This is a genomic window from Devosia naphthalenivorans, from assembly GCF_003056355.1.
GTDB classification, from domain to species: Bacteria; Pseudomonadota; Alphaproteobacteria; order Rhizobiales; family Devosiaceae; genus Devosia; species Devosia naphthalenivorans.
Window position 1 is genome coordinate 20060 of the sequence record NZ_PYVW01000029.1, and the last position, 9743, is coordinate 29802.

The 9743-nt window shown below is 60.4% G+C and carries 8 protein-coding genes; 2 read left to right on the forward strand and 6 right to left on the reverse strand.

Translation table 11 applies throughout. The annotated features are described in order from the left end of the window. Positions 1-890: 890 nt before the first annotated feature. Entirely contained in the window at positions 891-1934 is a 1044-nt protein-coding gene (locus C8264_RS21275) for a LysR family transcriptional regulator (RefSeq protein WP_162783835.1), read from the reverse strand. A 199-nt stretch (positions 1935-2133) separates the two neighbouring features. On the opposite strand from C8264_RS21275, the gene C8264_RS21280 reads away from it, so the two are divergent. Together C8264_RS21280 and C8264_RS21285 are read left to right on the forward strand one after the other, a co-directional pair. Next, entirely contained in the window at positions 2134-3012 is an 879-nt protein-coding gene (locus tag C8264_RS21280; protein WP_205245756.1) for an ABC transporter permease, read from the forward strand. 2 nt (positions 3013-3014) lie between these two features. After that, positions 3015-3854, forward strand: a complete 840-nt coding sequence (locus C8264_RS21285; protein WP_108462991.1) for an ABC transporter ATP-binding protein — start codon at positions 3015-3017, stop codon at positions 3852-3854. A gap of 156 nt (positions 3855-4010) precedes the next feature. Here the strand turns inward: C8264_RS21285 and C8264_RS21290 are convergent, their stop codons facing one another. The 5 genes from C8264_RS21290 to C8264_RS22810 form a co-directional block, all read right to left on the reverse strand. Further along, positions 4011-4301 (reverse strand): hypothetical protein, encoded by a 291-nt coding sequence (locus tag C8264_RS21290; protein ID WP_162783836.1) that lies wholly within the window; start codon positions 4299-4301, stop codon positions 4011-4013. Positions 4302-4407: 106 nt separating this feature from the next. Continuing rightward, positions 4408-5484, reverse strand: coding sequence for a DNA polymerase IV (gene dinB, locus C8264_RS21295; RefSeq protein ID WP_108462993.1), 1077 nt, complete (start codon positions 5482-5484; stop codon positions 4408-4410). A gap of 66 nt (positions 5485-5550) precedes the next feature. Further along, positions 5551-5940 carry a hypothetical protein gene (locus C8264_RS21300; RefSeq protein ID WP_108462994.1) on the reverse strand — a complete coding sequence of 130 codons (390 nt, stop codon included), beginning with the start codon at positions 5938-5940 and terminating at the stop codon, positions 5551-5553. After that, positions 5940-9287 carry an error-prone DNA polymerase gene (locus tag C8264_RS21305; protein ID WP_108462995.1) on the reverse strand — a complete coding sequence of 1116 codons (3348 nt, stop codon included), beginning with the start codon at positions 9285-9287 and terminating at the stop codon, positions 5940-5942. The genes C8264_RS21300 and C8264_RS21305 overlap by 1 nt, the downstream gene beginning before the upstream one ends. Positions 9288-9470: 183 nt before the next feature. Beyond that, positions 9471-9602 carry a hypothetical protein gene (locus C8264_RS22810; protein WP_281261476.1) on the reverse strand — a complete coding sequence of 44 codons (132 nt, stop codon included), beginning with the start codon at positions 9600-9602 and terminating at the stop codon, positions 9471-9473. Positions 9603-9743: the final 141 nt, after the last annotated feature.

Sequence of the window (9743 nt, forward strand, 5' to 3'; positions counted from 1 at the left end):
TGGGTCGCTTGCTATTCCGTGATTCATGCGATGGAAAGGCTGCTTTTATCAGCGGAGAGGAGGTCCGCGTCGTCTAGGAGGATGTACTCGTTGTCATCCGCACGACCTACTTTACGACCAGCGGACCCGGGATAGTTGTGGTCGTCGGCGACGATGATTGTGGTTTCATATCAAATCGACGTTTTCGATAGTTACAAACGCGAAGATGAAAAACGCCATCCTTTGCGGCGACGGAATCTGAGTTCGGATCGATGCTTTGCGTCGGTAGTGAGATCGAGCATCGAAGCCCGGTCGTTTCCCACGCCCACGAGAGGGGCCTATGGAGCTGCTGCTGCATCACCCATGCAATCAATTTGGTGACGAAGCCCTTTCGGGAAGACGGCTCTACCGGCGGGCCCCTTCCCTTCTTACGATCCCCAATTACATGCCGCTCCGGTGGGGCAGTTCCCACATCACGTCGAGCGTGCCTGAAGCATCTGCAAGCGCGCCGTACTTAGCAGCATTCGTAGCTAGTTCATGGGAGGCCATTGCGAGCGGCTGCGCAGCAAGTCTCGCAAATCCACCCGTGGCGGCTCGTACATCATTGCGCCTCGGACCCGACTGAGCGCCCCAGGTCGCTCGACCAATGCCGTGAAATTCTTCTGTAGTAGACGCTCTCGTCAGACTGACGATGCTATGCAGCTGCAGTATAGCGGCCACCCATCGCTAGAGTACCATGTGGCAGATTCCGACTACTGGCACGACCCGGTTCGAGGTAGAACTGGCGCTGCGGTTTCGGCCTCATATCAGGTCGCTAGCAGCGCCTGATCGGATTGTCGTGTCCCCTTCATTTACAGGAACTCGCTACAGCAGGCCCGTTGATTCACGTTCTCACAAGTCTTCCAGAACTATCAGAGATCCCCCGGGCCCTCGATCGCTAGAAATGGTGGGGTCTCCAACAAGCCCGGGATTGTGTGTTGTGCTGCGGCGCACTTTAGCATGTCGAGCAGGCCTTTATAGGGTTCCGTGTGGAGGTATTGCGAAGGGATGAGGGCAGCAATCCTGCGGGCTGGCGCCCTCACGCGGTAAAGGCGCAAATTGGCGGCGTGATCATGCTGCTGGAGGGTGGTCAGTCCCGGTGCCAGGCACACGCCGGCACCTGAGCGGACGAGGCTGATCGCAGTTTCGAAGCTCCGGCACTTTGCAATGATCCGGTGTTGCGGAAGCAGCATGTCATACCACTCGGCCACCCGCTGCGCTTGCTGACTGCCATAGATGAACTGGATGGATCGATTCAGCAGCGTGAAATGCTCGGGAGAGAGCTCTTTGCTGGGGTCCACGATGCCGTCGAGCACAAGACCCTCTGGCACTGCGAGGACATGTGGGTCATCGAGCAGCTGTATCTGCACGAATCCCACGCTCGCCTGCGCGACCGAATTGGTTGCCAAGAGACCGACATTGACCCGGCGGCTGTAGAGCACATCCAGAATTTCGGCCGGGGAACTTTCCTGCAGGTCGAAGTCCACCCCTGGATATCGCGCGTGCATCATTCTCACTGCTTCCGGGACCAACACGCGCAGCACCGAGTTGATGCCGGCGATGCGCAAAGTCAGCCGTTCACCGCCGCTGAACTGGGCCAGCCCGTCTTCGACGTCGGCGATATTGCGCAGGACTTGTTCGACTTTGGGCAGCAGAAAAATTCCCGCTTCGGTGAGCTCCATTTCATTAGATCTGCGATGAAACAGCAGCGTGCCGACATTGGCCTCGAGCTTGCCGAGTTGTTGGGAAAGCGATGGTTGGGCAAGGCCAAGCTGCTTGGCCGCTCTGGTCAGCGTTCCCGAATGCGCCACCGCCCAGAAAATCCGTAACTGGTGCAGCGTCAGGTCGCTTGCCTTGGACTGAATTCGTACCCGTGCGCTTGCGTCGGGTAACCCACGCTTGCTCTCCTTAGCCATATTCATATTCCTCCGGCGCAGCTTCGCCGCCTGTCAATTGTCTTCTAAAGCAAACCCCCAAGCGCGAAAGCCAAATCACCTTCCAGCTCCGAAACTTGCTCCACCTTTTGCTTTTTCCTATTGCGGCGATAGGCCCCAGTACGCTTGTGCTCTGTGGTGCCCTGGGCGACATTCTCACAACAGACAAAAGAGTATGTGGATGATCCAAAAGCGGGCGGAACAACCGCTGATGCACGAGTTTCTGCCAAACGCGGCCCTTGTATCGGCATCGTCGTTCCCCGCTCAGGCACGGCTAGCGCGCCGCCGTCGCGGTGCAGAGAGCGGCGCCGTGCTTGTGACACAGCTTGTTATTGGCTTGGGTTTACTTGCAGGCATGTTCGCCCTCAACGCCGTTGGCGGCAATCTGGTGATGCCCAATCCAAACGACGTTGTGGAGGAAAGCATTACCATGTGGTCGGACGGCACGATGCTCGCCGGCCTGAGTGAATCGCTGATTGTGATAACCCTGGGCTTCGTGCTTTCGGCAACCACCGGCGTATTTCTCGGCGTGCTTCTCGGCGGATTCCGCATTGTCGGGCGCGTACTGGACCCCTTCGTCAACGCCATGAACTCGACACCGGGCGCGGCCTTCATTCCGCTGATCATCGTCTGGTTTGGACTTTACACGGAGGCCAAGGTGGTCGTCGTGTGGAATGCGGCGTTCTTCCCCATCCTGATCAACACCACCGCTGGCATCGCCAGTGCCAACAAGGACCTAGTTGAAATGGCGCGCGCCTTCGGCGCCAAGCGGGCGACGCTGTTCTGGAAAGTCATGGTTCCTGATGCCCTGCCGTCAATCCTCAGCGGTTTGCGCATCGGCGCCGCTATCTGCACAGTGGGCACGGTTATTGCGGAGCTGACCATGGCCCAATCAGGCCTCGGAGGCCTCCTGGCCGCCGCCGGCAATCGCTTCCAGATGGATCGCTATTTCGCGGTAGTCATTGTTCTGATGGCGCTAGGTACGGCCATAACCGCGCTACTGCGGTTTGCCGAAAGGCGGCTTGGCCGCTGGCGCGTTAACCTAGCAAACGGGCGTTGAGCATGGTCAATCCGCCGCTGCCCATCCTTTCGCTTCGCCGCGTCGGCAAGTCATTCAAGGATGGCCAAGTCCGTGCTCTCGACGACATCTCGTTCGACGTGCAGCCAGGTGAGTTCGTCAGCCTGGTTGGCCCCAGCGGCTGTGGCAAGACGACCTTGCTGCGCATTATCAACGGCCTGACCCCGGCTGATGAAGGCGAGATTGTCGTACTGGGCACTGCGCCGGTGCCGGGGCCTGACCTGGCCATGGTGTTCCAGTCCGCACGCTTGCTCCCTTGGCTGACCGTCGCGGCAAATGTCGAGTTCGTGCTGCAAATCAAAGGCCTCTCGCGAGGTGATCGCGCCTCGCGAGCCAGGGCACTTTTGGGGGCCGTGGGGCTGCGTGATTTCGCCGAAGCCTTTCCGCACGAATTGTCCGGAGGCATGCAGCAGCGTGTTGGGCTTGCCCGTGCATTGGCGGTGGAGCCGAAGGTACTGCTGATGGACGAACCTTTCGCAGCCCTCGATGCTATGACGCGCGAAGTGCTGCGCAAGGAACTGCTGCAGCTCTGGTCGCGCCGCGGCATGGCTGTTGTCTTCGTGACACATGATATTGACGAAGCCGTCTTGCTGTCACAGCGCATCATGCTGCTTCGACCGCGGCCGGGACGCATAGACGAGATTGTCGACGTCGCGTTTCCCGAGCCCCGTTGGCAGAATGACCCGCGCACCCTGCCGGCCTTTACCGCGATGCGCGAGCATCTGTGGAGCCGCATCCATGACATGGTCCGCGAAGGTGCCGAACTTGAAGAATTTGCCGGCGCTTTTGGTGCCGCAGAAACTGTTTCTGCAGAGGTGCGGTAGTCTATTGTTATGATAGAGCGCTAGCCCGCTTGCCATCTGTCGCTGCCTGGACCCTCTCCTAACATGTCAGCGCAATGAGCTTGGGGAAGCGGGTGCTGACCAGACTGGTCGCTGCCGAAAGTGCCGGGTTCACGAAGAACCCTCCGCGTTGCTCATTTACCTTCCAAGAGCCGCCTTCCTCCAGCACCCCTCTTTCCAGCCGATCTCGCATATGAACGGTGCCCGCAATTTCGAGATTGATAAAACGGGGCTGCGGAATTGCGGCGTTGCTCTTACCCCCTTGACCACCCAGACGGCCAAGGCGTGGGCGCCCAGGCTTACCAAACCTGCCAGCAGCAAGATGGCTTCGGAGGTATGATTGCCAAGAAAGGCTCCACCCGCGGTTGCAAGGACGGCCACAGCCAGGCCATTCAGGTACTGGGCCGTTGTCTTTCGTACTTCAGTCATTTCCGCCTCCTGTTTGTCAGCACAGATTAACTGCATGACCCTGCGAGTGGAGAACGGGAACAAGTCGGATAACCCAGCTCTAACCCTGTGGTTGGCTCCTGGCAGTTTACAGCTCGATCGGTAGCGCCATCTGCGCGGCGGCATCCTCACCACCATTGCCCAAGCTCGAGAGCGTCACCCCAAGCAGCCGAACCGGCATGCGGGGTGGGAAGGTCTGCGATAGCAGTTCATGGATAAGAGCCGTCAGCTCTTCGCGGCTTCCAACCGGCAGCGGCCGGCTTTTGGAGCGCGTGATCTGCTCGAAGTCGGCGTACTTGATCTTGAGCGTGACCGTTCGCCCACGGAGTTCCCGCTTCTCACAGACGCTCCAGACCTTCTCGATCAAGGGCGCAGTCATCTCTCGAGCATCCTCGATTGATGTGATGTCTCGGGTGAACGTGTCTTCGGCACCCACGGATTTACGCTCCCGGTTCGGCTTGACCTCGCGATTATCGATGCCGCGGGATAGATCGAACCAGTACTGCGCCGACTTACCGAACATGGCGTTCATTTCATCCAGTGACATCGCCGCAAGGTCCGCACCCGTGCTGATGCCTCGGGCATGCATTCGCGCTGCCGTGGCGGGGCCAACACCATGGAACTTTTCGATTGGCAGGCTCGCGACGAACGCCGCGCCCTTGGCCGGTGGAATGACGAAGAAGTTGTTGGGTTTGCGATATCCCGAAGCCATCTTGGCCAGGAACTTGTTGTAGCTGATGCCGGCGGAAGAGTTCAGACCCGTCACCTGCCGGATCTTGGCCCGGATCGCATTGGCGATGTCAGTCGCAAGGGGAATGTTCTGCAGGTTCTCGGTGACATCGAGATAGGCCTCATCGAGCGACAGCGGCTCGATCAAAGGGGTGTATTCGGCAAAGATCTCCCGGATCTGGGCTGACACGGCGCGGTAGACGTCGAACCGCGGCGGCACGAATACCAGGTCGCGGCACTTGCGCATGGCGGTGACCGAAGCCATGGCAGAGTGCACGCCAAAGGCTCGAGCCTCATAGCTGGCTGCCGCAACCACGCCGCGTGCCGCACCATGCCCGACGGCAACAGGCTTGCCGCGCAGCTCAGGATTGTCCCGCTGTTCCACCGAAGCGTAGAAGGCGTCCATGTCGATGTGGATGATCTTGCGGATAGTCATGTCGCTCGGCCCGGGATGATGAGGTGGTAACCGATACACCCGCCAGCTTGTGTCAGCAGCCGTTGATCAGCGGCCAAACCGGCGCCCTCCCTTGCGCTTGCCGACCCATGGCATTTCATTGACCAGGTTCGCCTCGCGGTCTCGCTGCAAGTCAATGAGCTGTTCGGTCGAGTGTGGCACCGTCCCTGCCCCGTGCGTGCCGGAGAATGCCGGACGCGTGCCGGCATGACCCAGGGCAAATGTGGGAAAATACCAGCCACAGCGAGAACACCGCAGCCGGCCTGCAAGGTAGTCCTTGCCCTGGTAGAAGTCGAAGCTCCAGCCGACATGGACGGCCAATACTTCGAGCCGCAGCGGCGCGTCATGGCTGCAATGGTAGTAGTGGCTGCAATAGGCATGAATGGCCCGTCCGGTGTCCCGAAAATCCTCAAGCGTGCGAATGGGTCGGGCCAGCATCAGTGGAAGTTCCGGCCAGCCGGCAGAGCGTCGATCAGGCGCTTCTGATGAGCCTGCTGATATTGTTCCTGCTCACGGTTGCGGCCGCCTGGACCACCGGTCCTACCCTCATCGGCGCGGGCAATGATCCGCTCGCCAATGTCTGTGCCATCGGCAATCTCGGCCATATCGCGGGTGAGGTCGACAAATTCCTTGGCAATGACATGGATCACCACACCCTCGCGCTGCAGAATGCCCTTCACCCCCAACACCCGAGCGCCCAGCACGACACGCCTGTTGGCCTCGAACACCTTGGGCCAGACAATGACGTTGGCGACGCCAGTTTCATCCTCCAGCGTGGCGAAGATCACGCCGCTCGCTGTGCCCGGCCGCTGGCGCACCAGAACCAAACCGGAGACCAGGACCGTGCTGCCGGGGTTCAGGGAGCGCAAAGCATCTGCCGGCACGAAGCGCCGTTGCGTGAGGTTCTCGCGCAGAAAGCTCATGGGGTGGCCCTTGAGAGAGATCGAAAGCGCCCGATAGTCGTGGATGACCTCTTCGCCTGGGGCCATTGACGGCAGATCGCTCTCTTCCTCCGACCAGCGCGGCGGCCGCTCGCCGGCTTCAAACAGCGGCAAGGTTTCGGCGCCATGTGTGCCAATGAGCCCTGTCACCGCCCAAAGCGCATCCCGGCGGGACAGCCCCAGTGACTGGAAGGCATCGGCTTCGGCCAGCACGGTCAGCACCTTTGGCGACAGGCCCGTGCGCATCCAGAGATCGCGCACACTGTCATAGCCACCCCGGCGCCGGGCAACGATGAGATTGGCGTGATCGGTCCGCAGCCCCGCCACGAGGTTGAAGCCCAGGCGCACGCCGCGATTGCCCCAAATGTCTTCCTGCATCTCCAGATGGCGTGGCGCGATATGGATGCCGCTCTCATTGCTCGGCTCCATGACATTCTCAAGGTCACTGAGGTTGATGTCGACGGGCCGCACGTCGACGCCATGCTCCTGGGCATCGCGGATGATCTGGGACGGAGCGTAGAACCCCATGGGCTGCGAGTTGAGCAGGGCCGCAGCGAATACATCGGGATAGTGGCACTTGATCCAGCAGGACACATAGACCAGCAGCGCAAAGGACGCGGCGTGGCTCTCAGGAAAACCATAGCTGCCAAAGCCCTCGATCTGACCGAAGCAGCGCTCGGCAAACTCTTTGTCGTACTCTCGCTCGAGCATGCCCTTGATGAACTTGTCGCGGAACGTGCCGACCCCACCGGTGCGCTTGAAGGTGGCCATGGCCCGGCGCAGGCGGTCGGCTTCTCCGGGCGTAAAGCCAGCCGCAACAATAGCGATCTTCATGGCCTGCTCCTGGAACAGCGGCACGCCATAGGTTTTCTTGAGCACATGCTCGAGTTCGGGCGAAGGATAGCTGGTGGGCTCCAGCCCCTGCCGGCGCTTGAGATAAGGATGCACCATGTCACCCTGGATCGGCCCGGGCCGCACGATAGCGACTTCGATGATCAGATCGTAAAACTCTGACGGCTTGAGACGCGGCAGCATGGACATCTGCGCCCGGCTCTCGATCTGGAACACGCCGATGGTGTCGGCCCGATGGGTCATCTTGTAGACCCGAGGGTCTTCCTGCGGCACGGTGGCCAGCGTCAGCGACAGGCCATAGTGCTGGCGCAGGAGGTTGAAGCTGCGCCGGATGCAGCTGAGCATGCCCAGAGCAAGCACATCGACCTTGAGGATGCCCAGCTCATCGAGGTCATCCTTGTTCCACTCGATGACCGTGCGGTCTTCCATCGCCGCATTGCTGATCGGCACCAGATGATCCAGCCGATCACGGGTGATGACGAAGCCGCCAACATGCTGACCCAGATGGCGGGGGAAGCCATAGAGGGCTGTGGCGATCTGCATGACCATGCCGATGGTTTGATCGTCCGGGTCGATACCGATCTGGCGCATCTTGTCAGCGGGAATATCGACAGAGCCCCAGCCCCAGTTGAGCCCGCTGATCGCGCTGATCATGTCGTCGGCCAGGCCAAAGACCTTGCCCACGTCACGGATCGCCCCCTTGGCGCGATAGGTGATGACATTGGCGGTGAGCCCCGCCCGGTGGCGGCCGTACTTCTGATAGATGTACTGCATCACCTCTTCGCGCCGCTCGTGCTCGAAGTCGACGTCGATGTCGGGCGGCTCATCCCGCTCGGTGGAAACGAAGCGCTCGAACAGCAGGTCCACCAGCATGGGATCGACCTCGGTAATGCCCAGGCAGAAGCAGACGGCCGAATTGGCAGCGGACCCTCTGCCCTGACACAGAATGCCGCGCTCCTGCCGGGCAAAGCGAACAATGTCCTGCACGGTCAGGAAGTACGGCGCGTAGCCCATCTCGGCAATCAGAGCGAGTTCGTGCTGCAAACCTTTGGTGACCCGCTCCGGCACCCCGTCCGGGTAACGGCTCTGGGCGCCCGCATAGGCAAGGCGTTCCAAGGTTTGTTGGCCGGTCTCGCCATTGCCGACGGTTTCCTCGGGATAGATGTATTTGAGCTGATCGAGCGAGAACGAGATGCGGTTGATAAAGCGCCGGGTTTCGTCAAGCGCTGCGGGATGTTCCCGGAACAGCCTTCTCATCTCATCAGGCGGGCGGATGAAGCGCTCGCCATTGGCGGCCAGCAAAAACCCGGCGTTCTCGATGGTGGTGATCTCCCGGATGCAGGTCAGCACATCCTGGATGATGCGGCGACTGGGTTCATGGTAGAGCGCGTCGCTCGTGGCCAGCATCGGCAATCCAGCCGAGGCACAGGCCGCAGCCAGGCGTGCCAGCCTTGCGCGGTCCATGCCATCAAACCGGTAGCTCGCTGCAACCCACACCCGCCCCCTGGCGCCATGGGCGAGCAGCTGGGCGATCCCGACATCATGTTCGATCTCGCCGTCGCGCGGAACGACGATCATCAACTGCCCCTCTGCATGCTCGACCAGATCCGCCAACTGGAGGTGACACTCACCCTTGGGAGCCCGCCGGTTCCCCAGGGTCAGCAAAGCGGCGAGACGGCCATAGGCACTCCGGTCCGTGGGATAAACGGCAATGTCGGGTGTGCCATCGGAGAAGACGATCCGGGATCCAACAACTAGCCGGAAGTCGGGATTATCCTTGCGCAAATCCTTGGCGGCGGAAAAGGCCCGCACCACGCCTGACAGGGAGTTGCGGTCGCAGATGCCAATGCCCCCAAGGCCAAGTCCAGCCGCTTGAGCGACCATCTCGAACGGATGACTAGCGCCTCGCAAGAAAGAGAAGTTGGTGGCAGCGACGAGCTCGGCATAAGTGCCGCGGGCTACACCTGCAGGTGCTAGTACCGAATTTTCCACTGAGATTCCCTGCCATGACGTTCGCTATTTGTTCCCATTCAGGGGAGAGCAGAGTCAAGCAAGAGGCCGTTCACATCCCGCACCTGTGGAGAACCGGTGGACAAAGGTGTTCGGCGGCAGTTGGAGGATCAGGACTTGAGTTGAGCGCCAGCCTGGGTCTGGGCTGTTAGATCTTAGGGGCCATCAGTCTGCCGCGGGAAGTTCGACGGTGAGGCTCTCAAGCACATGATCGCTGCGCAGGGAAAAGCCGCACCGGAACTCGATAAAGCCGTGCTCACTCCAGAGATCGACCACCAGGGTTTCGAGATACGTCACGTACTTCCCTGAGAGTGTCAATCGTGTGTGGACGCCCGTCTGGATGCAAGCGGTTTTTCATTGGCTTTGGGCATGTGGTCAGGTGCTGTCGTGTGTCCGGCCTCATGATGCGGCCATTTGCACGCCGCGGGCCCGTATGGA

Coding starts and splice junctions, on each gene's coding strand:
- C8264_RS21275 (WP_162783835.1), bottom strand. CDS start 1,934: ATGGCTAAGGAGAGCAAGCGTGGGTTACCCGACGCAAGCGCACGGGTA.
- C8264_RS21285 (WP_108462991.1), top strand. CDS start 3,015: ATGGTCAATCCGCCGCTGCCCATCCTTTCGCTTCGCCGCGTCGGCAAG.
- C8264_RS21300 (WP_108462994.1), bottom strand. CDS start 5,940: ATGCTGGCCCGACCCATTCGCACGCTTGAGGATTTTCGGGACACCGGA.
- C8264_RS21290 (WP_162783836.1), bottom strand. CDS start 4,301: ATGACTGAAGTACGAAAGACAACGGCCCAGTACCTGAATGGCCTGGCT.
- dinB (WP_108462993.1), bottom strand. CDS start 5,484: ATGACTATCCGCAAGATCATCCACATCGACATGGACGCCTTCTACGCT.
- C8264_RS21280 (WP_205245756.1), top strand. CDS start 2,134: ATGATCCAAAAGCGGGCGGAACAACCGCTGATGCACGAGTTTCTGCCA.